23 protein-coding genes and 1 other annotated feature are annotated in these 23,205 nt (G+C 49.0%); of the genes, 20 read left to right on the top strand and 3 right to left on the bottom strand.

Features of this window, described 5'->3' with window-relative positions:
• Positions 1–129 precede the first annotated feature (129 nt).
• The 4 genes from moaA to rplT all read left to right on the top strand — a co-directional run bounded on the left by moaA (position 130) and on the right by rplT (position 2,603).
• Complete coding sequence (moaA, locus tag ACKKE8_RS09275; protein WP_409177919.1) at positions 130–1,149, top strand: GTP 3',8-cyclase MoaA; 1,020 nt, start codon at positions 130–132, stop codon at positions 1,147–1,149.
• Between the two features lie 72 nt (positions 1,150–1,221).
• Positions 1,222–1,372, top strand: a sequence feature (ribosomal protein L20 leader region).
• Between the two features lie 41 nt (positions 1,373–1,413).
• Complete coding sequence (gene infC / locus ACKKE8_RS09280; protein WP_106841617.1) at positions 1,414–1,920, top strand: translation initiation factor IF-3; 507 nt, start codon at positions 1,414–1,416, stop codon at positions 1,918–1,920.
• Positions 1,921–1,950: 30 nt separating this feature from the next.
• On the top strand, positions 1,951–2,148 hold the full coding sequence (gene rpmI / locus ACKKE8_RS09285; RefSeq protein ID WP_012685334.1) for a 50S ribosomal protein L35: 198 nt from the start codon (positions 1,951–1,953) through the stop codon (positions 2,146–2,148).
• A 95-nt stretch (positions 2,149–2,243) separates the two neighbouring features.
• Complete coding sequence (gene rplT / locus ACKKE8_RS09290) at positions 2,244–2,603, top strand: 50S ribosomal protein L20 (protein WP_219660772.1); 360 nt, start codon at positions 2,244–2,246, stop codon at positions 2,601–2,603.
• A 395-nt stretch (positions 2,604–2,998) separates the two neighbouring features.
• On the opposite strand, the gene ACKKE8_RS09295 is transcribed toward rplT, so the two are convergent.
• Positions 2,999–3,685 (bottom strand): helix-turn-helix domain-containing protein, encoded by a 687-nt coding sequence (locus ACKKE8_RS09295; protein WP_409177920.1) that lies wholly within the window; start codon positions 3,683–3,685, stop codon positions 2,999–3,001.
• Positions 3,686–3,904: 219 nt separating this feature from the next.
• On the opposite strand from ACKKE8_RS09295, the gene ACKKE8_RS09300 reads away from it, so the two are divergent.
• The 10 genes from ACKKE8_RS09300 to leuB all read left to right on the top strand — a co-directional run bounded on the left by ACKKE8_RS09300 (position 3,905) and on the right by leuB (position 14,342).
• Positions 3,905–4,792, top strand: coding sequence for a R2-like ligand-binding oxidase (locus ACKKE8_RS09300; protein WP_409179086.1), 888 nt, complete (start codon positions 3,905–3,907; stop codon positions 4,790–4,792).
• Positions 4,793–4,953: 161 nt separating this feature from the next.
• Positions 4,954–5,199: a hypothetical protein gene (locus ACKKE8_RS09305; protein ID WP_409177921.1), complete on the top strand. Its 246-nt coding sequence runs from the start codon at positions 4,954–4,956 to the stop codon at positions 5,197–5,199.
• 160 nt (positions 5,200–5,359) lie between these two features.
• Positions 5,360–5,593, top strand: coding sequence for a hypothetical protein (locus ACKKE8_RS09310; protein ID WP_409177922.1), 234 nt, complete (start codon positions 5,360–5,362; stop codon positions 5,591–5,593).
• Between the two features lie 237 nt (positions 5,594–5,830).
• Positions 5,831–6,532: a phosphoadenylyl-sulfate reductase gene (locus ACKKE8_RS09315; protein WP_409177923.1), complete on the top strand. Its 702-nt coding sequence runs from the start codon at positions 5,831–5,833 to the stop codon at positions 6,530–6,532.
• Positions 6,514–7,653 (top strand): sulfate adenylyltransferase, encoded by a 1,140-nt coding sequence (gene sat, locus ACKKE8_RS09320; RefSeq protein ID WP_409177924.1) that lies wholly within the window; start codon positions 6,514–6,516, stop codon positions 7,651–7,653. Before ACKKE8_RS09315 ends, sat begins: the two co-directional genes overlap by 19 nt.
• A gap of 597 nt (positions 7,654–8,250) precedes the next feature.
• Positions 8,251–9,987, top strand: a complete 1,737-nt coding sequence (ilvB, locus tag ACKKE8_RS09325; protein WP_409177925.1) for a biosynthetic-type acetolactate synthase large subunit — start codon at positions 8,251–8,253, stop codon at positions 9,985–9,987.
• A gap of 1 nt (position 9,988) precedes the next feature.
• A complete protein-coding gene (ilvN, locus tag ACKKE8_RS09330) occupies positions 9,989–10,495 on the top strand; it encodes an acetolactate synthase small subunit (RefSeq protein ID WP_409177926.1) in 507 nt (168 codons plus the stop codon).
• Between the two features lie 56 nt (positions 10,496–10,551).
• A complete protein-coding gene (ilvC, locus tag ACKKE8_RS09335) occupies positions 10,552–11,574 on the top strand; it encodes a ketol-acid reductoisomerase (RefSeq protein WP_007728552.1) in 1,023 nt (340 codons plus the stop codon).
• A 56-nt stretch (positions 11,575–11,630) separates the two neighbouring features.
• Positions 11,631–13,169 (top strand): 2-isopropylmalate synthase, encoded by a 1,539-nt coding sequence (locus tag ACKKE8_RS09340; RefSeq protein WP_409177927.1) that lies wholly within the window; start codon positions 11,631–11,633, stop codon positions 13,167–13,169.
• A gap of 78 nt (positions 13,170–13,247) precedes the next feature.
• Positions 13,248–14,342: a 3-isopropylmalate dehydrogenase gene (leuB, locus tag ACKKE8_RS09345; protein ID WP_409177928.1), complete on the top strand. Its 1,095-nt coding sequence runs from the start codon at positions 13,248–13,250 to the stop codon at positions 14,340–14,342.
• Positions 14,343–14,415: 73 nt separating this feature from the next.
• Here the strand turns inward: leuB and ACKKE8_RS09350 are convergent, their stop codons facing one another.
• Both ACKKE8_RS09350 and ACKKE8_RS09355 read right to left on the bottom strand, forming a co-directional pair.
• Positions 14,416–15,762, bottom strand: a complete 1,347-nt coding sequence (locus tag ACKKE8_RS09350) for a TrkH family potassium uptake protein (RefSeq protein ID WP_409177929.1) — start codon at positions 15,760–15,762, stop codon at positions 14,416–14,418.
• Positions 15,763–15,848: 86 nt separating this feature from the next.
• Positions 15,849–17,291 (bottom strand): PLP-dependent aminotransferase family protein, encoded by a 1,443-nt coding sequence (locus tag ACKKE8_RS09355; protein WP_409177930.1) that lies wholly within the window; start codon positions 17,289–17,291, stop codon positions 15,849–15,851.
• Positions 17,292–17,466: 175 nt separating this feature from the next.
• Here ACKKE8_RS09355 and ACKKE8_RS09360 point away from each other — a divergent pair, with 175 nt between their 5' ends.
• The 6 genes from ACKKE8_RS09360 (at position 17,467) to kynU (ending at position 23,096) form a co-directional block, all read left to right on the top strand.
• Positions 17,467–17,973 (top strand): molybdenum cofactor biosynthesis protein B, encoded by a 507-nt coding sequence (locus ACKKE8_RS09360; RefSeq protein WP_409177931.1) that lies wholly within the window; start codon positions 17,467–17,469, stop codon positions 17,971–17,973.
• A gap of 122 nt (positions 17,974–18,095) precedes the next feature.
• Entirely contained in the window at positions 18,096–19,874 is a 1,779-nt protein-coding gene (locus ACKKE8_RS09365) for a B12-binding domain-containing radical SAM protein (RefSeq protein WP_409177932.1), read from the top strand.
• 89 nt (positions 19,875–19,963) lie between these two features.
• The gene (locus ACKKE8_RS09370) at positions 19,964–20,542 is read left to right on the top strand and encodes a DNA alkylation repair protein (RefSeq protein WP_409179087.1); all 579 of its coding nucleotides are present in this window, start codon (positions 19,964–19,966) and stop codon (positions 20,540–20,542) included.
• 173 nt (positions 20,543–20,715) lie between these two features.
• Positions 20,716–21,333, top strand: a complete 618-nt coding sequence (locus ACKKE8_RS09375; RefSeq protein ID WP_409177933.1) for a DedA family protein — start codon at positions 20,716–20,718, stop codon at positions 21,331–21,333.
• 3 nt (positions 21,334–21,336) lie between these two features.
• Positions 21,337–21,720, top strand: coding sequence for a DUF1294 domain-containing protein (locus ACKKE8_RS09380; protein ID WP_409177934.1), 384 nt, complete (start codon positions 21,337–21,339; stop codon positions 21,718–21,720).
• A 95-nt stretch (positions 21,721–21,815) separates the two neighbouring features.
• Entirely contained in the window at positions 21,816–23,096 is a 1,281-nt protein-coding gene (kynU, locus tag ACKKE8_RS09385; protein WP_409177935.1) for a kynureninase, read from the top strand.
• Positions 23,097–23,205: the final 109 nt, after the last annotated feature.

The following is a 23,205-nucleotide window of genomic DNA, read 5'->3' on the forward strand; positions in this document are numbered from 1 at the left end:
GGTATTCGTACTCTTTTTTTGCAAAAATGGTCCAAATTATGAAACAATGTGCTGTTTGCGTTTGAAAATTTGGCTATTTCGATTTATGATAATAGACTGGTACTATAGATAAAAGGAGAGTGAACATCTATGCCAGAAAAAGTGCTTGATTTACGGAACCGTCCTCTCCGAGATTTACGAATATCTGTCACCGATAAATGTAATTTTCGTTGTCGTTATTGCATGCCTGCCGAAATTTTTGGACCGGATTTTGAGTTTTTGCCGCAAAGCAAGTTGCTGACCTTTGAGGAGATTACCCGTTTGACCCAGATCTTTACTTCGCTTGGGGTCGGGAAAATCCGCATTACTGGCGGAGAGCCATTAATGCGCAGAAATTTGCCTGAATTGATTCGAATGATACGTGAAGTAGAAGGCGTTCAAGATATTGCGATGACGACCAACGGTTCTCTCTTGTCCCGCCATGCGCAAGCGCTAAAAGAAGCAGGTCTGGATCGGGTCACGGTCAGCTTGGACAGCTTGGATAATGAGCGCTTTGGGATGTTGAACGGAAGAGGCTATCAGGTCGATGCTGTGCTGGAAGGGATTCGTGTTGCAGCAGATGTCGGGCTTACGATTAAGATCAACATGGTGGTACAACGCGGAGTCAATGATCAAGATATTTTGCCGATGGCACGGTACTTCCGTGAGCAAGGGCACACCCTTCGATTTATTGAATTCATGGATGTGGGAAACAGTAACGGCTGGCGGCTGGATCAAGTCGTACCTTCCCGTGAAATTGTGCGCTTGATTCATGAAGAGATGCCGTTGGTAGCGACTGAAGCGAACTACTATGGAGAGGTGGCTTCTCGCTATCGCTATGAGGGATCGGACCAGGAGATCGGGTTGATCTCATCGGTGACCCAAGCTTTTTGCTCCACTTGTACGCGAGCTCGCCTGTCGGCAGAAGGGAAATTGTACAACTGTCTCTTCGCTTCATCCGGAGATGATTTGCGCGAACCAGTCCGCGATGGACGTACGGATGAAGAGATTCGGGAGCTGATACGTGCGATCTGGGAGCGGCGTGACGTGCGCTACTCGGAGGAACGGCTAAGTGAAACACCTGGACTCGCCAAGCGAGAAAAAGTGGAGATGTCCCACATTGGGGGATAAATAGTCATGAGTCTTGACATAGACAAAGCTACCCTGTATTATAAAGGTTGTGTATAAAACACTTCATACTTCGAGAACAAGCAGAGGCGCCCAGCTTCTCACCTGGGTCGACGTCGTACACGACTGTTGACAGGTAACTCTTACGCAAAGATCCTCGGATCTGATGAAATTGCTTAGGTGAGATATGTGCGGGCGCAAATTGCGTTCGCACATTTTTGTTCCTTCTCGAAATTGACGGAGGTGGCAAGTATTAGCAAGGATCAAATGTTAATTAACGAAGCGATCCGTGCCCGTGAAGTCCGATTAATCGGTGCTGACGGGAGCCAATTGGGAGTCGTACCTTTTAGGGAAGCGTTGCGCATTGCCCAGGAAGCCGAACTGGATCTGGTAAACGTTGCTCCAACAGCCAAGCCGCCTGTATGCCGTATTATGGACTACGGAAAGTTCAAGTACGAGCAGGCGAAAAAGGAAAAAGAAGCACGCAAGAACCAGAAGATCATCGAGCTGAAAGAAGTGCGTTTTTCTTCTAACATCGAGGAACACGATTTTCAAACAAAGCTTCGCAACGTCCGCAAGTTCTTGGAGGATCATCACAAGGTGAAGTGCTCGATCCGTTTCCGTGGACGTGAAATCACCCACTCCGAAATTGGACTAGGCGTTATGGAACGTGTAGCTGCCCAGTGTGAAGATCTCGCTGCGCCTGAGCGCAGACCAAAGATCGAGGGCCGTAGCATGATCATGATTCTGGCTCCGAAAGCGGAAAAGCAGTAACATAGTAGTTTAGACAGGAGGATTTTTCAGATGCCTAAAATGAAAACTAACAAGGCCGCTGCGAAACGTTTCAAAAAGACTGGAAGCGGCCAATTGAAGCGCGACCGTGCGTTTGGTAGCCACTTGTTCGCTAACAAATCGACGAAAGCTAAGCGCCACCTGCGCAAAGCTGCACTCGTTTCCAAAGGCGATCAAAAACGTATTGAGCAAATGCTCACTTACCTGTAAGTTTTTTTGCATCAATTACACACCATTACGCAGCATGAGCTCCCTAAGCGCCTAGCAGTAGGCCGCCATGCTGGAAAGACCAGGAGGAGTTTAGTATGCCAAGAGTAAAAGGTGGCATTGTTACACGCCGTCGTCATAAGAAAATCCTGAAGCTGGCGAAAGGATACTTCGGTTCCAAACATCGCCTGTTTAAATCCGCTAATGCGCAGGTAATGAAATCCCTGCTGTATGCATACCGTGACCGTCGTCAAAAGAAACGTGATTTCCGCAAACTGTGGATCACTCGTATCAACGCGCAAGCTCGCATGAACGGTCTGTCCTACAGCCGTCTGATGCACGGCCTGAAAGTTGCTGGCATCGAAGTTAACCGCAAAATGCTGGCTGACTTGGCTGTTAACGACAAAGTTGCGTTCAACGAACTGGCAACAGTTGCTAAAGGCAAATTGAACGCTTAATTTTTGAATAGAAGAGCCGATCTACCCAGTTGAGGGCAAGGTCGGCTTTTTTTGTTGTGTCGAGAAAGCAAAATCAAACGAATAGCATCCTACACCTGTCCACACGCTATCAATTTCCTTGTCATATCTTGGAGCAAAGATAGAAGGAGTTGAGTGGCATCAGAATTACGAGTAAGCCTATGGGCAGGCAGAAACTTTGAAGTTCGTCGCATTCGTTTTCGCAGACGTGGGGTAGCAGTCAGACAGTGTCAAGCACTTGAGTTCAATGACGTACTGTCGAGTTTTCGATTACGAGCAGGGAATAATGGCCGTGGTAGAAATCAGAACGTAAAAAGGGAAGCTTGAGTCAAAGAAAAAACAACCGAAATCACATTCGGTTGTTTTTCTATTTTTATTCAACAAATGATTCGCTGTCGAATGGCGTCCGCCACACCTTGTGCGCGATTTTGCACACCGAGCTTTTTTAAGGCGGACTTGATGTAATCCTGCACGGTAAACTCACTAATTCCCATCCAGTCCGCCATCTCCTTAACGCTTTCGCCCCATGACATCCGCTGCATGACTTCGACTTCTCGGCGTGAGAGCTTGACGGTTTTGGGACGAGGGGAGTCGGTTGCCAATACTTTGCCCAGCATCGCACAGTATGCGCTCAAAGATTGTACCAACTGTTGGTTGATGCCAGAACAGCCATCCTGATGCCAGGAAATACCGGCGTAGCCGAGTACGTTAGGCCCATAGCAGATGGGGAGAATGAGCGCATAAGGGGCGCCGTACACTAAATTGGGTGGGAATTGACGGATTGCCTCAGAATCTAGCAGTACGGCTCTCTGTTCCCGGATCGCATGCTGGATAAGGGGCATGTTGCGCATGTCCACTCGTATATCGCGGATGGAGCATAACTCTTGGTCAAGGATCGACCATAGTCCCTCACCCATTTGACTGAGCGTCGAGTAATTGCACAGAATGGCTCCCATGAAAGGAAAGAGATCAACGAAGCCGCGTACAGCAAGCACCAGTTTCTCCTCGTAATATGTCGTTTCTTCGATTCGATCGATGTACATGTTCAGCTCTGGACTGACCATGGAGTGATTGCCACCTCCATTTGAGTGATGAACACCCCCTGATTTTTGGGGATATGAACGACCGTTCAGCCTGACCTATAATCAACCTACAGCGCCTTCATTTTATCAAACGGCTGATCTGAGCGTAAAGAATGGGGATGGTATAAATTAACAAATTTATGACTTCTTTCATTCATTCGGGATAGAAGGCGTATGAGAAAAAGGAAAGGTTGGATGGGGATGAGGAATGGTTTTGTTTCGACCAGCCAAAAAGGACTGGATCAGGAGCTGCTACCGTACCAATTGTATCAAAAAGCGAAGAGATATGGCATTTGGAACCCGCAGGACATTGATTTTACGCAAGACTGCGAAGATTACGCGAATATGAATCCGGAACAGAAGGAAGAAACCTTGGGACGAATTGCTGGTTTTCTAGGTGGGGAAGAGGCGGTCACCCTTGATCTTTTGCCTTTGATCATGGTCATTGCAGAGGAAGGGCGATTGGAGGAAGAAATGTATTTGACGACCTTCCTCTTTGAAGAGGCCAAGCATACGGAGTTTTTCCGATTGGTTCTCGACAATATCGGCGAGTCCGGAGACTTGCATCATTTTCACGATGATGTGTACAAGCGAATTTTCCATGAGATCCTGCCGAATGCACTCAATCGTCTGCTGACGGATAAATCCCCCGAGGCCATCGCAGAAGCTTCTACTGTCTACAACATGTTTGTAGAAGGTGTGCTCGCAGAGACAGGTTACTATGCGTTTTACGAAGCACTCAGTAAAACGGGGCTCATGCCTGGTTTAATGCAAGGAATTGGGTATTTGAAGACAGACGAATCGCGGCACATTAGCTACGGAACATTCCTGCTGCAGCGATTGATTTGTGAGCATCCCCATATTTACGATGTCATTGCCAAAAAGATGGATGAGCTGGCTCCAATGGCAAGTCATCTGTACGACTGGATGGATAACCCACAAGGGGTGAGTGCATTCGGAGTGAAGGTCACTGATTTGCAGCAGTTTGCGAAAAAGCAACTGAGTGTGCGCATGGAGGTGCTTGCCCGAGCAAAAGGGCAGACGATGGAAGAGCTGTATAAGCATACAAGAACAGCTGTCGATGTGTAAGAAATAAGGCGAGTCGATGCTTACAGAACTAGGCTCTGGTCCTAAAGCAGAATCCGCCCAAGGTCTGAGGAAAAAACAACCCTCCGTCCGTGTTTAACAGCCTGGCTGACCGCTTAAAATAAAGACATAAGAGGAAAACATTGGATAGGAGAGAGATCAAAATGAGAAAACAAAAGTGGATGATGATGGGAATTACAGCAGTTGTTTGTTCAGCGATGGTCGTGCCAGGGGCGTTTGCCAAAGAGAAAGAGGACGCACATTCCGTGACGAATGCTTTCTTCGCCCCTACTCCGTACACGACCGCGACCGCTCCAGTAGTCCAGAAAACAGATGCGGTGACAGGTACGCAAACAACAGGAAGTGCATTTATTTTCGCTCCAAATGTAAACGAAAAAGAAGAAAACTAATGGGGTTTAAGCATCCGTATAGGATGCTTTTTCTTTTGTAAAAAACGATTCCGTCTCAAGTCTGAAAAAAAAACAATCTTTCGTCCGTGTCGAGCAGACTCCCCAATGCCATACAATAAAAAGCGTTACAGGAAAACATTGGATAGGGAGAGAGACATAGATGAGAAAACAAAAATGGATGATGATGGGTGTAACAGCAGTTGTCTGTTCAGCATTGCTCGTGCCAGGAGCGTTTGCAAAAGAAAAGGATGATTCTTACACTGTGACACCTTCCTTGGTAACCCCTGGTTCGTACGCCGTACCAACGGTTCAAAAAACCGAGGCCAAAAACACGCAACAAACGGGAGCCTCTTTTATTTTCGCCCCCACAGTAAACGAAAAAGAGGAAAAATAAAGCAGCAGAAAGCTGTCAGACCCTGTCTGGCGGCTTTTTTTCTGTGAAAAACGTCCCCTCTCATCGGGGATCGAAACATCTCGACGTTTTTCATAAAAGTGGATGCGAACGCATACGGTCAACCAAACGGTCATGACCGTTTGGTTTGGGCGAGTTGGATATAGGTGGACGATGCGCCACTTCCAGTCACTAGGCATATGATGGTGGGTGAATCCTAGCAAGAGAGGAGCTTCGCTGATGAGTAATCGCCAGAAAATGGCGGATGAGGAAATACAGGAATGGGCAAGCCAATTGGAAGGTCAAGGGCCACAGGACGTGCTTGTGAACGCCGTGGAAAACTATGCAGCCAGTCTGATCCTAGCTGCCAGCTTTGGCGCTGAAGATGTCGTTTTAATCGACATGCTGCACAAATTGGCTCCCACCATTCCTGCATTTTACCTCGATACCAACATTCATTTTGCTGAAACGTATGATACGCGTGACAAGCTGCAAGCCAGATACGGCATGACATTTATTCAAGTGCAGCCACAGTTGACGCTAACCGAGCAGGCAGAAAAACACGGAGATAAACTGTGGGAGAGAGAACCGAATCTTTGTTGCGAGATTCGCAAGGTAGAGCCGTTAAAGCGCGTTCTGTCCAACTATCAGGCGTGGATTACAGGCATTCGCCGCGAGCAATCACCTACTCGAGCGAATACCAAAAAAGTGGAGTGGGACGAAAAATTCAACCTGGTTAAATTCAATCCGCTAGCAGATTGGACGGAGGCCCAGGTGTGGGAATATATCCATGCAAATGATGTCCCTTACAATCCATTACACGACCGGAACTATCCAAGCATTGGCTGTCGAGTATGCACACGCGCTGTCATGCCTGGCCAAGATTCTCGGTCGGGACGGTGGGCTGGCTTCGAAAAGACCGAATGCGGTCTGCACAAATGAACCGCGCAGGAGGGAAAGATGTGAAGCAAACGATTTTGCCGCACGGGGTCAAAAAAGCCATTATCGTGGACAAATGGACCCTGTCGGACATCGAATGTCTTGCTATCGGAGCATTTTCGCCGTTGACTGGATTCATGGAAGAGGCGGATTACCACACGGTCGTGGAAACGATGCGTTTAGCCAGTGGAACGGTTTGGCCGTTGCCAGTGACATTGGCTGTCGATGCAGTTGAGCACGACGATCTTGTACCCGGCGACAGTATTCTGTTACGTGGGGAAGATGGAGTGGACTATGCGATTTTGCGGGTGAAAAGCTGCTTTATGCCAGATAAAACGCGGGAGGCAGAGCTCGTTTTTCGCACGGTGGATCTCGCTCACCCCGGTGTGAAAAAGCTGTTTGAAAAGCCAAACCTATATGTGGGTGGGCCTGTAGAAATACTGCAAAAGCCACGGCCTGAGCGCTTCTCTGATTTTTATTTGACGCCGGCAGAAACGAAAGAAAGATTTCGGGAAAATGGTTGGAAAACGGTGGTTGGTTTCCAAACGCGCAATCCCGTTCACCGGGCGCATGAATATATTCAAAAGGCGGCATTGGAGATTGTGGATGGCCTTTTTCTCAACCCATTGATGGGGGAAACGAAATCAGACGATGTTCCTGCACAAGTGCGAATGAAAAGCTATCTCGCCCTTCTGGAAAATTACTATCCGCACAACCGTGTACTGCTCGGCGCTTTTCCGGCTGCTATGCGATATGCGGGTCCGCGTGAGGCGGTCTTCCACGCCTTGGTACGAAAAAATTACGGTTGTACCCACTTTATTGTCGGCCGCGATCACGCAGGTGTAGGCGATTACTACGGCACCTATGATGCGCAGCACATCTTTTCAGAGTTTGCGCCAGGTGAGCTCGGTATCCAGCTGCTCTTTTTCGAGCACAGCTTTTACTGCAAGGCATGCCAAGGGATGGCAACGACCAAGACGTGCCCGCATGACAAAGACTCACATATGACCTTATCGGGAACTAAAGTGAGGGAAATGTTGAGAACCGGGATCACGCCACCTCCGGAATTTACACGTCCGGAAGTCGCAACGATCTTGATAGAGGGATTGAAATCCCCGCAATAAAACGGAACTGAAAAAGCAGGAGAGGGGCGGCAATGCCGTTCTTTTTCCGTTGCAAAAACTGGACAAGTTTTGGTTTTCTTGTATCCGCTTTCACGCAAAAACCGCGCTGTGAAGCCATTTCCAACTGAGCATTCGTTCGGACGAAAGTCCAGTAAAATCTTTTTGTTTTCGTTGACACCCCCTAGGTGCCTAGCTATAATCAGACGTAACACTTTATTCTGACAACAACAATATTGAAAATATTGTTTTAATAGTAGGCCACGACGAGGATGGTGCGCGTTACCCCTTTTACAGAGAGCCCTGATGCTGAGAAACGGGTATTGGGTACGTCGCATTGCTCACCTCTGAGCCGTTTTGCTGAAACTTGCTTTGCAGGTAGTAGGCCAAACCGCTTAACACCCGTTACCGTGTTACAGTCCACATTTGTTGTGACTGGCTGAGATCGGCTGACCGTGAGGCGCCGATAAAGTTGGGTGGTACCGCGAACCCTTTCGCCCCAAAAGACATGGAAATAAAACCGTGTCGGGGCGAAAGGGTTTTTCTATGTGTCTATAGTTATTTTCAATACCTGTTGAGAATTGGGAGGAGGAGAGGTCAATGAGTGTTGAAATGGCCGAATTGCAGAAAAAGAACGGCATTCCACCGATTCAGTTCGGGGAAGAAGTGTCAGGAGCAGAAACGCTGCTGCGCTGTTTGATCCTGGAGCAGGTCGAATACATTTTCGGCTATCCAGGCGGTGCGGTGCTCCCTATTTATGACTCCCTGTACGGGAGCTACTTCAAGCACATTTTGACTCGCCACGAGCAAGGCGCTATCCACGCTGCTGACGGATATGCCCGAGCGACAGGCAAACCGGGTGTATGTATCGCTACTTCCGGTCCGGGAGCAACGAACCTCGTAACGGGGATTGCAACTGCTCAGATGGACTCAGTTCCGCTGGTCTGCATCACAGGTAACGTAGCACAGTCGCTGATTGGCACCGACGCGTTCCAAGAGGCGAACATTACGGGGATTACCATCCCAATTACGAAGCACAGCTACTTTGTTCGCGACATTCGCGATCTGCCACGGATTGTGAAGGAAGCTTTCCACATCGCGACAACCGGTCGTCCGGGCCCAGTATTGATCGACATTCCCAAAGACGTCGCCAATGCGAAGGCACCATTTACCTACCCGGATCAAGTGGAGATTCGCGGCTACCGCGCTTCACTCGTACCAAGCGACGAAGAAGTACAAGAGTTTGTAAAAGTCGTTAGCGAAGCGAAGCGTCCAGTCATTTTGGCGGGCGGGGGAATCATTGCAGCTCAAGCAGAGAAAGAATTGCGCGACTTTGCTGAAAAAACACGCATTCCTGTGATCAACACCTTCATGGGATTGGGCGGTTTCTCTGGAACACACGAGTTGTCGCTGGCAATGCCAGGGATGCACGGAAATTACACAGCGAACCAAGCGCTCTTGAATGCGGATTGTGTGATTGGTCTGGGAGCACGCTTTGATGACCGGATTACGATGGGACGCACGAAGGAGTTCGCACCAAAAGCCCGCATCGTACACGTCGACATCGATCCAGCAGAGCTAGGGAAAAACGTAGAGACAGCCGTCACAGTAGCTGGCGACGTGAAGAGCACGCTGGCAAAAGCAATTCCGCTCGCAAAAGCTTGTGATTCGGAAGCGTGGATCAGCCAGTTGAAAGAGTGGCGAGAACAATATCCGTACAAGTACAAAAAAGATGGCGACATATTAAAGCCACAAGCAGTCATTGAACTCTTGTACAACTCCACAGATGGGGAAGCGATCGTCACAACAGACGTTGGACAACACCAGATGTGGACAGCTCAATACTATAAGTTCAAGCACCCGCGCTCCTTTATCTCTTCCGGTGGTCTCGGCACGATGGGCTTTGGCTTTCCGGCAGCAATTGGCGCACAGATCGCTCACCCGGATCGCACGGTAATCTCTGTCGTTGGGGATGGCGGATTCCAGATGACCAACCAGGAGCTGGCAATCGTCTCCCAATACAACATTCCGGTCAAAGTAGCGATTGTGAACAACCAGTGCTTGGGAATGGTTCGTCAATGGCAGGAGCTCTTCTACGATAATCGCTACAGCCAAATCGATCTGACATGCAGCCCGGATTTTGTCAAGCTGGCGGAAGCATATGGCGTAAAAGGCTTGCGAGCAAGTACGCCGGAAGAAGCCGAAGCAGTTTGGGCAGAGGCGCTTGCGCATGATGGACCAGTCGTGGTGGACTTCCGAGTTGCACAGGAAGAAAACGTATATCCGATGGTTGCATCAGGCAACACACTAGATCAGATGGAATTGGGGGACGATTAGGATGCAGCAACATACCATTTCCGTACTCGTCAACGACCAACCAGGTGTTTTGACCAGAGTGGCGACACTGTTCGGCCAACGCGGCTTCAACATCGACAGCATTACGGTGGGAGGCACGGAAGAACAGGGGCTATCCCGGATGATTATTACAACCGGGGGAGATGACCGCCAAATCAATCAGCTCATGAAGCAATTGCACAAGCTGATCGATGTCATCTCAGTCACGAATCTCAGTGAGAACCCTTTTGTATCACGGGAACTGGCGCTGATTAAAGTGACGGCATCGCCTAGCCAGCTGGCAGAATTAAACGGAATTGTCGAACCGTTCCGTGCCGCGATCGTCGATGTGGGTCCTAGCTCACTGATCGTGCAAGTTACGGGTGACACCGAAAAGATTGATGCGCTGCTCGTACTATTACAAAGCTACGGTGTTATTGAACTGACAAGAACAGGTTCAGTAGCGATGGCGCGCAGTATTGTTCCAGTAACAGCCGCAGCAACGGTTTAATTTGCAAAATTTCAGAATAAAAATTCAAACTAAACATTTTTAGGGAGGCTATACAAATGGTAAAAATGTATTATGAAGCAGACGTAAAACAAGAGGTACTGCGTGGGAAAACAATCGCAATCATCGGTTACGGTAGCCAAGGTCATGCCCAAGCACAAAACCTGCGCGACAGCGGTTATAAGGTAGTTGTGGGTCTGCGTCCAGGGAAATCTTGGGATGTTGCAGCAAAAGACGGTTTTGAAGTTTTGACTGTAGCAGAAGCAACCAAACGCGCTGACGTGGTTCAAATCCTGATGCCAGATGAGCGTCAAGCACAAGTATACCGTGACGAGATCGCTCCAAACCTGAAATCCGGCGCTGCACTCTGCTTCTCTCACGGATTTAACATCCACTACGCACAAATCGTGCCACCAGCTGATGTAGACGTAATCATGGCAGCTCCAAAAAGCCCGGGCCACCTGGTTCGCCGCGTATACCAAGAAGGTTTTGGCGTACCTGGTCTGATCGCGATCTACCAAGATGCGACTGGCAATGCGAAAGACCTCGCACTCGCATACTCCAGCGGTATCGGTTGCACAAAAGCAGGCGTAATCGAAACATCTTTCCGTGAAGAGACAGAAACAGATCTGTTCGGTGAGCAAGCAGTATTGTGCGGTGGCGCAAGCGAGCTGGTAAAAGCAGGCTTCGATACATTGGTGGAAGCAGGTTATGCTCCTGAAATCGCCTACTTCGAGTGCTTGCATGAGCTGAAGCTGATCGTTGACCTGATGTATGAGGGTGGTTTGGCTCGTATGCGCTACTCCATCAGTGACACGGCTGAGTACGGTGACTACAGCACAGGTCGTCGCATCATCACAGATGAAACTCGCAAAGAAATGAAAAAAGTATTGGCTGAAATCCAAGACGGTACATTCGCCCGCAATTGGATCTTGGAAAACCAAGCTAACCGTCCTGGCTTCACTTCCCGTCGCCGTCTGGAATCAGAGCATGGTATCGAGGTAGTAGGGGAGCAGCTGCGCGGCATGATGTCTTGGATCAACAAAGATACGAAAAAAGAAGAAGCGAAAATCGGCCAATAATAGCCGTGTAAAAAATCTATATAAAATGTAGGGAAAAATGTGGAGGTGAAAAGTTCATGCGGACCATTGAGATTTTTGATACGACACTGCGCGATGGGGAGCAGTCTCCGGGCGTCAATATTAGCACGAACGAAAAGGTGGAGATCGCCCTTCAACTCGAGAAGCTGGGCGTAAACAGAATTGAGGCGGGCTTCGCTGCTGCCTCCCCCGGTGACCAAAAGTCTGTGGCCGAAGTTGCAAAACGGGTGAAGAATGCAACCGTCGTCAGTCTGGCTCGTGCCGTAAAAGACGACATGGATAAGGCATACGAAGCGCTTCGCAACGCACAAAACGCTTCCCTCCACGTCTTTCTCGCAACATCTCCGATTCACCGTCAGTTCAAGCTGAACATGAGCAAGGAAGAAGTCCTTGCTCGGGCGGTGGAAGCGGTCACCTATGCGAAAAAGTACTTTACGGAAGTCCAGTTTTCCGCCGAGGATGCAGCGCGTACGGAGATCGACTTTTTGGCAGAGGTTGTAGAGGCGGTCATCAAGGCAGGGGCTACTACGGTAAATATTCCAGATACGGTTGGCTACATGACGCCGTACCAATACGGAAACATTTTCCGTGAGCTGAAAAAACGAGTGCCTTCTACTGATCTGATTCGTCTGAGCTGCCATTGCCACGATGACCTCGGGATGGCAGTCGCCAACAGTCTCGCTGCTGTCGAGGGTGGAGCTACGCAGGTCGAGGGCACCATCAATGGAATCGGAGAACGCGCTGGAAATGCTGCTCTGGAAGAAGTTGCGCTTGCATTGGAGACGCGCAAGGATTATTACCAGGCGACGACCAAGCTGAATTTGAAAGAGATCGCACGGACCAGCCAGCTGGTGAGCCGTTTGACAGGGATGATCGTGCCAGGAAATAAAGCTGTCGTGGGAGCAAATGCTTTTGCGCATGAGTCCGGTATTCACCAGGATGGTGTGTTAAAAGAAGTTACCACGTACGAAATTATCCGTCCGGAATCGGTCGGCTTCAAGTCGAACAAACTGGTTCTTGGCAAGCACTCTGGGCGCCATGCTTTCAAGGAAAAGTTGGTTGACCTGGGCTATCACTTGGAGCAAGAAGAGGTAAACGTAGCGTTTGCAGCGTTCAAAGTATTGTGCGACAAGAAGAAAGAAATCACTGATGACGACATTCTCGCCCTGGTAGACTCCAAGATGGTTCGCGGACCAGAAGCGTTCCAGCTGGAATCCATACAGCTCGCTTACGGCAACATTTCGGTTCCGACAGCGAGTGTGCGACTGGTTCGTGCCGACGGATCAGTGTGCGAAGAAGCTGCATGTGGAAATGGATCGGTTGATTCCATCTACAAAGCGATTGACCGCGCTACCGGAGAAGAAGTCTCCCTCGTCGATTACAAAATCCTTTCCGTTACTCACGGGCAAGATGCGCTGGGTGAAGTGTTCGTCCGTCTGCAGCAGGGCGATCTAATCGTTACCGGCCGCGGCGTGAGCACAGATGTGCTGGAAGCGAGCGCGATTGCCTACGTACGGGCAGTGAACAAGATCATGGAGCGTCGTGGCGAGCCTACGCCCGTCAGTGCAACGATATAAAGATAGGTCAAATGTGGATAGGATCATAGGAACCAGCAGCGTTCGGAAACCATTACGTATAGAAAAGCGGGATAAACGATGAAGAAAAACTATCGCATCGCCGTCCTTCCTGGAGACGGTATTGGACCAGAAATCATGCAGGAAGCGGTCAAAGTCCTTACGCTCGTAGGGGAACTGGAAGGTGTCACTTTTACATGTGAAGAAGGCCGGATCGGTGGTATCGCAATCGATACGGATGGAACACCGTTGCCAGAAGAAACTGTAACGCTGGCTAAGCAAGCGGATGCTGTGCTCTTGGGAGCCGTTGGCGGACCGAAGTGGGATCAGAATCCTGGGCATCTTCGCCCAGAAACAGGGCTGCTGGGCATTCGCAAAGCACTCGGTTTGTTTGCGAACATTCGCCCAGCTACCATGCACAGCTCTCTGGTCGATGCTTCCTCCCTCAAGCCAGAAGTCGTTTCTGGCGTTGACTTGATCGTTGTACGTGAACTAACCGGGGGGATTTATTTCGGTGAGAAAAAACGCTATGACGGTCCAAACGGTGAAGTCGCAGAAGATCAGTGCATCTATCATGAAGCGGAAGTCGAGCGAATTATTCGAGTCGGTTTCGACATTGCGCGCAAACGCCAAAAGCGTCTCGTATCTGTAGATAAGGCAAACGTCCTCGAAAGCTCCCGCCTCTGGCGCAAGGTAGCCGAGCGAGTAGCGGCGGACTATCCAGATGTAGAGCTGTCTCACCAGTTGGTGGACTCCTGCGCGATGCAACTCGTACGGGAACCAAAGCAGTTTGACGTCATCGTGACGGAAAACATGTTCGGCGACATCTTGAGCGATCAGGCAGCGATGCTGACTGGTTCGATTGGGATGCTGTCCTCAGCGAGTCTGGCAGCAGGCAGCTTTGGCCTGTATGAACCGGTTCATGGCTCTGCCCCTGACATTGCCGGAAAAGGCATTGCCAATCCGCTGGCAACCATTCTGTCCGTAGCGATGATGCTTCGTCTCTCTCTCGGAATGGATGAAGCGGCAGCAGCGGTGGAAAACGCAGTTTGGTCCGTACTAGAAACGGGACATCGCACTGGCGATATCGCGGCAGACAGAAGCAAAGCGATTGGTACAGTCGAGATGGGTCAACTGGTTCGCGACGATCTGTCCAAACAGTGGCAAAAACAATAAATCATACACAAAACGAAACCCTGCCAAAGTCCTTCGGGTGCTTTGGCAGGGTTTTCTCTATTTTTATTATGGTTTATCCGATCGTGATCTTCCCTTTTGGATAACGGAAGTATTCCTTTTGCTTGCGTTGTGCAAGGGCAAAGGCAATCGTGAGAGGTCCCAACCGACCAGCAAACATCGTTACTATGATCAACGTTTTCCCGATCGGAGTCAGATGAGGGGTCAGCCCCATGGATAGTCCAGTCGTAGCAAACGCGGAAGTGACCTCGAACAGGATCATCTCGAATCGTGCGGTTGTCTCCGTAATCGAGAGCACCATCGTCATGACAAGTACAATGAACAGGGCGATCATCGTCAAAGTCAGCGATTTGTAGACCATGTGAGGCAGGATGCGTTGCCGGAAGAAGATCACGTCTTCTTTTCCTTTAATTTGGGCAATAACAGCACCAATCAGTGTGGCAAATGTCGTCGTCTTGATACCGCCACCCGTCGAGCCAGGAGAAGCACCGATGAACATCAGGATAATAATGAGGAAAAGCGAAGACTGATACATATCCCCGATACTCAATGTGTTCGAACCTGCTGTACGAGGTGTAACCGACTGATAAAAGGAGCCAAGCACTTTGCCCATCATGGAAAGGGGCTGCAAGGTCTTCGGATTGTTGTACTCCAAAATGAAGATAAGCACAGTGCCCGCAAAAATCAAGAGACCGGTTGTTGTCAGTACCACTTTCGTATGTAATGACAATCGACGGTTAATGCGATAATCGTATAACTCACTCACAACGATGAAGCCTATACCGCCAAGAATGATCATCAAACAGACGACGAGATTAACGAGCGGGTCCTCCACATAGGCTGTCAAGCTGGCGAATTCGCCCATCAGGTCAAAGCCAGCGTTATTAAAATTAGAAATCGCATGGAAAAAGCCGAAGTAGATCGCTTTTGACAAAGGAAAATCAAAGGCAAAACGAATAGAGAGAAGCACACCACCTATAAACTCAGTGAGGGCAGTAAAAATCAAAATCATTTTAGCTAAGCGTACGACACCTTCTATCGATATCTGATTCAAAGACTCTTGCAGAATAAGGCGCTCGCGCAAGGAAATCTTTTTACGCATAATCAGTGCGAAAAAGGTAGCGAACGTCATAAATCCGAGACCGCCAATTTGAATGAGCGACAAAATAACGAGCTGACCAAAGGTCGTAAAGGTCGAACCAGTATCGACCACAACCAAGCCTGTCACACACGTAGCAGAGGTGGCCGTAAACAGAGCATCCAGCCAATTCAGACCAAGTCCATCAACTGTAGCGATCGGGAGTGTCAAAAGCAGCGCTCCCAGGAAAATAATCAAGGCAAACCCAAGCACAAGCGTTTTTGGTGGATCAAGGTGAAGCTTTTCTACGATTTTTTTAATCATAGCAGGTTATACCTCGGCTTTTTTCGAGTCTAGTGTAAGGGAAGGAGGGAAATCCATCTCTTAGTATGGCATTTCCCTTGAAAAACTTACCTAAGAAGAGCAGCACCCAATCGGTGAAGCCAATGTTTTAACTCTCGTTCTTCCAGTGGTGCAAGCGGGAAACGGACAGCAGGGCAGCGCAGAATATCGGCAGGCTCATCCGCTACACGAAAGGCATGGCCGCCTGTCAGTTCGAGACCTTCCTCCCGAAGAATGGCAACGACTTTCTCTTCCTGTTCGGTTGCTCTTGCGGTTGGCGTACCCCATTTGATCCACGTATTTAAGCCGCCTGAGATGGGGAACATCCGCGCGTGATCGGGGAGTGCTTGCCGTCTTTCCTGCCAGAGTCGCAGGAAGCGGGCCTGAAATAGGGCACGTCGATCTGCCAGAAACTCTTCGTAAAACCAAGGATCATCGAGAAGTTGAACAGCTGCCTCTACGACGAGCAGAGAAGGTTCTGCTCCGGTCATGGAAACAAGCTGACTGTAGCGCTCCAATTCATCATCCGATAAATCAGAAGGAAGCATCAACACGCCCAATTGCAGGTCGCGAGCCAGTGTTTTGGACAAGGAATGCAAATAGTAGACCTCGATAGAGCTTTTTGCCTGGGCAGCCATGTGGTACAGTGGAACGCTCGGCTCTTCAAACCAGAGGTCGCCATAATGATCGTTTTCAATAAGACGTACGTTATGATTCTGTGCCCATTCGAGCAGCTCTTCCTTTCGTTTCAATGAATAGCTGATGCCCGTAGGGAATTGGTAATGCGGGTTAATCAACAACCAATTGGCAGGGTAATGTTCCTGCTCTTCATTGAGGGCTTGAATACAGACGCCTTCTTCATCCATGCGGATCGGGCGAACCGTAATACCGCACTGGCTCAGTAAGCGCAGGAATACGGGATAGCTATACTCCTCCACATAGACGACATCGCGTGCATTCATGATGCGTTGTGCTAGAAAGGCGAAGCCGCTCGTGCTCCTGTTAAAAAGCAGAAGGCGTTCAGGTGAGTGTGGCAGTCCCCTGCGGCTGAGATGGTCTGCGAAAACTTTGGTAGCCTGCGTTCGCATAATTTTTTTCTTCGCAGAAGGTTCATCCAATACAGTCAGGCTCTCGTAAAAAGCACCACGCAATCGTTTCACCAGCTCTTCGCTTGGACGAGGGGAGGAATCAGCCAGGGAAGCGATCGGAATATCTGTGAGCGGGAGGCGATTTTCCAAACGAGCCTCTTTGGCAAGCTGCGTCAAGTAATAGCCTTTGCCGTGCACGGCTTCCAGCCAGCCTTCCAACGCAAGATGATCGTATGCTTTTTTGACTGTCTCCAACGAGCAGCCGCTAATTGTCTTCATATCTCGCAGTGAAATCAATTGTTGTCCATCTACAAGAAAGGCACCACGCAGAATCGCTGTTTTTAATTGTTCAGCGAGTTGTACATAGATTGGTGTGTGCGATTGTTTGTGGAAATGAAAAGAAAAATAAGGTCGCTCTGGCATTCGCGCACGCCTCCTTGTCTGTCTAAAAAATAGCAGTCATCAGCATTATATAGGAAAGCGAAGCATCTCGGGTATAGGGAGTGAAGAAATTGTTGCCCCAACGACGAGGGTATTGGACACCCGAACATGGTATCATGAGAAAAAGATATATATTGAAGAAATGAGGAAATGACGGATGAGTACGCAGGAACACAAGGCGCTATCGCCTAAGCAAGTCACATGCATGGTCATTACCGTTTCCGATACTCGGACAGAGGATACAGATAAAAGTGGACAGTTAATGAAGCAGCTACTTACTGAAGCAGGTCACAGTGTTGCTCTTTATCAAATTGTTAAGGACGAGCCTGTACAGGTCATTGCGGCGATCGAAGCGGGAATCGCACATGACGACGTCCAAGTCATTCTTCTCAATGGCGGTACGGGCATTTCGCCCCGAGACAATACCTTTGAGGCTGTTTCTGGCTTGCTTGATAAGGAAATGCCGGGATTTGGCGAGCTGTTTCGGATGTTGAGCTTTACAGAAGACATCGGTTCCGCGGCGATGCTCAGTCGTGCGATTGCAGGGACACGGAAAGGGAAAATGATTTTTTCCACGCCAGGCTCGACAGGTGCGGTACGACTGGCGATGAATCGGTTGATCGTGCCAGAGCTGGGGCATGTGGTGCGCGAATTAAACCGTTAACGATTTGCCGTTAGTAGTCTCGTATGGTACTGTTACGAAAGGAAAAAGATCGGTCAGACCATGAACCATCGATTGCAGATGGTTTTTTGGTGCCGAATTTTGCAAGGAGAGTAGACCCATCCATGAAGATTTTACTATCGACCTTAAACGCCAAGTTTATTCACTCCTCACTTGCTTTGCGTTATTTGCGAAGCTATGCCCAGGAAGCATTTCCTTCGATTGAGCTGGTGGAGTATACCATCAACGATGTGACGTTAAATATAGTAGCAGATATACACAAGCGCAAACCGGATGTCGTTGCATTTTCCTGTTATATCTGGAATATTCGCGAGACCCTCAGTGTCATGCGCACGCTGAAAAAGATTTGCCCGGATGTTCCGATTATCCTCGGGGGGCCAGAAGTGACCTACGATGCGGATGAATGGATGAAGAAGCATCCTGAAATCGATGTCATCTGCATTGGTGAAGGGGAGCAGACCTTCTTGGAGCTTTTGCAGGTGTATCAGGAATCATTGCAAACCAAGCAGCCTCCACGCCTGCGTGATGTAGCCGGGATCGCTTATCGCGAAGAGGAGTACGTGCGTTTTTCTATGCCGCGTGCGCAAGTGGAAGAGATGGACAGCATTCCTTCACCATACGCGGACCATTTGGACGAGCTGAACAACCGCGTCGTCTATTTTGAGGCATCCCGTGGCTGTCCGTTCAAATGCCAATACTGTCTGTCTTCGATTGAAGACGGCGTACGCTATTTCAGTCTGGAACGAGTAAAAGAAGATCTCATGCGTTTGATCAATCACGGCGTCAAAACGATCAAGTTCGTGGATCGCACGTTTAATATCAATAAAAAATATGCGTTGGAAATCTTTCAGTTTTTGATCGACAACCACAATGGCACGGTCTTTCAATTCGAGATCACAGCAGACATTTTGCGCGCGGACGTACTCGACTTCTTGACCGAGAACGCACCGCCAGGCATTTTCCGCTTCGAGATTGGGGTTCAGTCTACGAATGATGAGACCAACCGCCTTGTTCAGCGGATTCAGCGCTTCGATCGCCTTGCACGTACAGTGACACAGATCAAGGATTCGAAAAAAATCGATCAGCATCTAGACTTGATCGCTGGTTTGCCTGAGGAAGATTATGCATCCTTCCGCAAAACCTTCAATGACGTGTTTGGTCTACGCCCGGAAGAGCTTCAGCTCGGCTTTTTGAAAATGCTGCGCGGGACAGGTGTTCGTGCGCGTGCGGCTAATCACGGCTACGTTTTTATGGATGAGGCTCCTTACGAAATTTTGGGAAACAACGTCCTTTCCTTTGATGACATGCAAAAAATCAAGCGTGTAGAAGACATTCTGGAAAAGTACTGGAATGCGCACCGGATGGACTATACAGTGGAGTGGCTGTTGGCGAATCAGTTCGAAACGGCTTTTGACTTCTTCCAGGCATTTGGCGACTATTGGGAAAATCAAGGCTGGAGCCGAATCGGTCATCAATTAGAGGATTTGTTCATGCGCTTGCAGAAGTTTTTGCAATTCAAGCAAGTGGACGGTATGGGGCATGTGCTCAGCATGATGAAATTCGATTTCCTGCGAAATCAGAAGCATCGCCCGCGCAAGCTGTGGTGGGAGGATGTCATGGACAAAGAAGAGATGCAGCAGACGTTCGCTGTCCTAACCGAGCAGCGTGATCGACTCCGCGATGATTTTGCGGCACATGCTGCGTTGGAAAAAGATTACTTCAAGCACACGCTGACTGCCAAGGTGACCTTTGACATTGAAAAATGGATGGAGACAGGTGAGTTTGTCGAGGGGGATTTTACACTTGTCGTGTATTATCCGTACAAAGATGAAGAGCAAAATGCTTTTGCTGTCGTCAAACAGGACGTCCAAGTAGCAGGCTAAACCACCGGATTATCAGATGAGTTGGGTGGAGGAGGCGCAGATGAACGCAAGCGAGTATACGGAGGCTGTCGAGGAACTGTTGCGTGCACATGGTGATTCGAATGTGGCTGGGGATAAAATCACCACAGCGCAAAGAACTGACCAAACAAATCTTTCGAGATGATTGTCTTCCCGAAAATTGGGAGCAGGTCGTTCGTTCCTTGTGGGCTTTGCCAGCGCGAGAGTACCAGTATGTAGCGCTTGACGTACTCGAGAAGTCCAAAAAGCGTCTCACCCCTGATCATCTCCCGTTCGTTGTCGAACTGATCACGACAAAATCGTGGTGGGATACCGTAGATTATTTGGCTTCCCATACAACGGGCAGATTGTTTGCCTTGCATCCCGAGCTGACCGAATCGAATACGACAGCCTGGATGAATGGAACAAACATGTGGCTGCAACGAACGGCGATTTTATTTCAGTTGTCATACAAAGACAAGACAGATTACCAGCTACTCTTTTCCTTGGTGGAAAGATGCGCCGATTCCAAAGAATTTTTTATTCAGAAGGCAATCGGCTGGGCGTTGAGAGAGTATGCGAAAACAAATCCCGGCGCCGTACGTGAATTTGTAGAAGCGACACCACTCGCGAGTTTGTCCAGACGTGAAGCGCTCAAACATCTATCATGATAGAGTCGTCTGGCGTATCTGTGCTTGATAAAATACGTGAATCTATTGCAAAATAAACAAGTACCTTTTTTGAGGTTCATACGTAATACATAGAGTCAGATATCGTGCGATGCCATAGCTGCTAGTATGTCAAGAAATGACCGCACTGTGGCAAGGATAGGGGATTTTGCCTCATGGAAGTCGACCTGCTGATGTCAATCATAGAGCAATACGGCTACGTAGCGATTTTTTTCCTGCTCTGGCTGGGGATTGTCGGTTTGCCGATTCCCGATGAGCTGGTTGTCGCTACAGGAGGATTTCTTGCCTCCATCGGCATGCTAAACCCATGGTATTCTTTTTTGGCGGGATATTTAGGGGTTGCCTCCGGATTGACGATTGGCTTTTTACTTGGAAAGTACTTTGGGAAACCGATATTGCAATGGCTGTGCAAAACCGAGAAAATGAGGAACGCCGTGAATCGATCAACGGGCTTGCTGGAGAAGTATGGAACTACTGCTCTTTGCATTAGCTACTTATTTCCGGTTGTCCGTCATGTCGTACCTTATTTGGTCGGGCTGGGCGGTATGACATTCCGTCGTTATGCGATGCTGTCATATCCGATCGGGTTGGTTTGGACCATCGGCTTTTACTTTCTCGGCCATGTATTCGGTAATAATGTGGAAGCAATTATCGAAGTCATCCGTAAATACGGTTTCTACGCTTTGCTGGTGATCGTGGTTGTATTGGTTGTGGTATTCTTCGTACGCAAGCATTTTATGGGAAATCGGGCATATCGGGCAAAAGGAGAATAAGAAATGTACCATCAACAATTAGCTGCCCACCGCCGCAATTTCGTGTTGGTGCTCGTTATTAGCTGGGTCCTTCTCTTGGTAGGATACTTCAATTCGAATATCTGGGTACTGGCGGCAGGAGCTTTACTGCTGAATGGCTATGCTTATTACCTGATGCAGACAGACAAGCGTCTGGCGAAAGAAAAAGGTTTCCGGGTTCCGGAACTGAGCCTTTTGCTGGTCGCGTTTTTAGGAGGAGGGATCGGAGCGCTTGAGGGCATGCTTATTCAACGGCATAAGACCAAGCATACCTCTTTTCTCATCCTGCTCCCACTCTTTTGCATCGCGCAAATCTTGCTAGTCATTTGGTTAACGCAACTATACTTGGATAAAAATCTCGTGTCGTAGGTGGCATGGGATTTTCTTTTTGCGAATGGGATTCTCTTGTTTGAAAATTCAGCCTATAATAAGGAGTAACGATAGAACAAGCTGAGGAGGTAGCTATGTCTCAATCAAGCAGCTTAACGAAAACGTACGCACAGCAATTGGATGCACAGGACGAACTCGCGAGCTTTCGCGAAGAGTTTTATCTGCTTCCGAGCCTGTATTTGGATGGAAACTCGCTTGGCCTCATGTCAAAAAGAGCGGAAAAAAGCGTCATGGATATGATGCAGTCTTGGAAGGAGCTGGGTGTGGAAGGCTGGACAACGGGTAATCATCCGTGGTTTTTCTTCTCGGAGAAATTGGGAGAGATGAGCGCAGCATTGGTAGGGGCAAGCCCAGAGGAAGTGATCGTCACGGGATCTACGACGATCAACCTGCATCAGCTGGCAGCTACCTTCTATCATCCGGTTGGGAAGAGGACGAAGATCATTGCCACCGAGCTGGATTTCCCTACCGATATATACGCACTCCAGAGTCAAATGAAGCTCCATGGGCTGGACCCGGAAGAGCATTTGGTTCGGGTAGCGTCAAGAGATGGCCGCCTGATCGAGGAAGAGGATATAATTAATGCCATGACAGATGAAGTAGCACTGGTTGTCCTCCCGACGGTTCTGTATCGCAGCGGTCAGCTGCTCGATATCGAACGGTTGACAGCAGCCGCACATGAGAGAGGTATTCTGATTGGTTTTGACGGATGTCACTCTGTAGGCGCGATCCCGCATTCCTTCAGCAAATGGGGAGTAGACTTTGCATACTGGTGCAACTACAAATACGTAAATGCAGGGCCTGGAAGTGTGGGCAGTCTATATGTCAACCGCAAGCATTTTGGCAGGACTCCTGGATTGGCGGGATGGTTCAGCTCGAAAAAGAATAAGCAATTTGACATGGACCATACGCTGGATGCATGCGAAAGTGCGGGCGCTTACCAAATTGGTACCCCACATATGCTGAGTCTCGCCCCACTGCTTGGTTCCTTGGAAATGTTCCAGGAGGTGTCCGTGGAAAAGCTTCGTACCAAGTCGCTCGGGTTAACGCGGTTCATGATGGATTTGATCGAGGTGGAGCTGGCAGACATGGGCTTTACGATTGCGAACCCACAGCAGGATGATCGCCGAGGTGGGCATGTCAGCCTTGAGCACGACGAGGCCATACGTATATGCAAGGCTTTGAAGGAAGCGGGGATTATTCCTGACTTCCGTGAACCAAACATCATCCGATTAGCCCCCGTTGCTTTCTATACGACTTATACAGAGGTTTGGGAAAGTGTCCAGATCTTAAAGACGATCATGCAAGAGAAGAGCTATGAGAAATTTGAGAACAAGCGCGAGGTAGTTGCGTAACAGGTCCGACTTAGTTGGACCTGTTTTTCTTTTTGAATATGCCTTTTACGGGATTTCCTTTCCATTATTGGGCACACTATCCGTACCTGTAGGCAGGCTACATTCCATG

This window comes from Brevibacillus fortis (genome assembly GCF_046196545.1).
Classification (GTDB): Bacteria; Bacillota; Bacilli; order Brevibacillales; family Brevibacillaceae; genus Brevibacillus; species Brevibacillus fortis_A.

What these genes read in the sequence shown, in the direction of transcription:
- moaA (WP_409177919.1), top strand. Translation starts at nt 130, where the DNA reads ATGCCAGAAAAAGTGCTTGATTTACGGAACCGTCCTCTCCGAGATTTA.
- infC (WP_106841617.1), top strand. Translation starts at nt 1,414, where the DNA reads ATGTTAATTAACGAAGCGATCCGTGCCCGTGAAGTCCGATTAATCGGT.
- rpmI (WP_012685334.1), top strand. Translation starts at nt 1,951, where the DNA reads ATGCCTAAAATGAAAACTAACAAGGCCGCTGCGAAACGTTTCAAAAAG.
- rplT (WP_219660772.1), top strand. Translation starts at nt 2,244, where the DNA reads ATGCCAAGAGTAAAAGGTGGCATTGTTACACGCCGTCGTCATAAGAAA.
- ACKKE8_RS09295 (WP_409177920.1), bottom strand. Translation starts at nt 3,685, where the DNA reads ATGGTCAGTCCAGAGCTGAACATGTACATCGATCGAATCGAAGAAACG.
- ACKKE8_RS09300 (WP_409179086.1), top strand. Translation starts at nt 3,905, where the DNA reads ATGAGGAATGGTTTTGTTTCGACCAGCCAAAAAGGACTGGATCAGGAG.
- ACKKE8_RS09305 (WP_409177921.1), top strand. Translation starts at nt 4,954, where the DNA reads ATGAGAAAACAAAAGTGGATGATGATGGGAATTACAGCAGTTGTTTGT.
- ACKKE8_RS09310 (WP_409177922.1), top strand. Translation starts at nt 5,360, where the DNA reads ATGAGAAAACAAAAATGGATGATGATGGGTGTAACAGCAGTTGTCTGT.
- ACKKE8_RS09315 (WP_409177923.1), top strand. Translation starts at nt 5,831, where the DNA reads ATGAGTAATCGCCAGAAAATGGCGGATGAGGAAATACAGGAATGGGCA.
- sat (WP_409177924.1), top strand. Translation starts at nt 6,514, where the DNA reads ATGCGGTCTGCACAAATGAACCGCGCAGGAGGGAAAGATGTGAAGCAA.
- ilvB (WP_409177925.1), top strand. Translation starts at nt 8,251, where the DNA reads ATGAGTGTTGAAATGGCCGAATTGCAGAAAAAGAACGGCATTCCACCG.
- ilvN (WP_409177926.1), top strand. Translation starts at nt 9,989, where the DNA reads ATGCAGCAACATACCATTTCCGTACTCGTCAACGACCAACCAGGTGTT.
- ilvC (WP_007728552.1), top strand. Translation starts at nt 10,552, where the DNA reads ATGGTAAAAATGTATTATGAAGCAGACGTAAAACAAGAGGTACTGCGT.
- ACKKE8_RS09340 (WP_409177927.1), top strand. Translation starts at nt 11,631, where the DNA reads ATGCGGACCATTGAGATTTTTGATACGACACTGCGCGATGGGGAGCAG.
- leuB (WP_409177928.1), top strand. Translation starts at nt 13,248, where the DNA reads ATGAAGAAAAACTATCGCATCGCCGTCCTTCCTGGAGACGGTATTGGA.
- ACKKE8_RS09350 (WP_409177929.1), bottom strand. Translation starts at nt 15,762, where the DNA reads ATGATTAAAAAAATCGTAGAAAAGCTTCACCTTGATCCACCAAAAACG.
- ACKKE8_RS09355 (WP_409177930.1), bottom strand. Translation starts at nt 17,291, where the DNA reads ATGCCAGAGCGACCTTATTTTTCTTTTCATTTCCACAAACAATCGCAC.
- ACKKE8_RS09360 (WP_409177931.1), top strand. Translation starts at nt 17,467, where the DNA reads ATGAGTACGCAGGAACACAAGGCGCTATCGCCTAAGCAAGTCACATGC.
- ACKKE8_RS09365 (WP_409177932.1), top strand. Translation starts at nt 18,096, where the DNA reads ATGAAGATTTTACTATCGACCTTAAACGCCAAGTTTATTCACTCCTCA.
- ACKKE8_RS09370 (WP_409179087.1), top strand. Translation starts at nt 19,964, where the DNA reads ATGGTGATTCGAATGTGGCTGGGGATAAAATCACCACAGCGCAAAGAA.
- ACKKE8_RS09375 (WP_409177933.1), top strand. Translation starts at nt 20,716, where the DNA reads ATGGAAGTCGACCTGCTGATGTCAATCATAGAGCAATACGGCTACGTA.
- ACKKE8_RS09380 (WP_409177934.1), top strand. Translation starts at nt 21,337, where the DNA reads ATGTACCATCAACAATTAGCTGCCCACCGCCGCAATTTCGTGTTGGTG.
- kynU (WP_409177935.1), top strand. Translation starts at nt 21,816, where the DNA reads ATGTCTCAATCAAGCAGCTTAACGAAAACGTACGCACAGCAATTGGAT.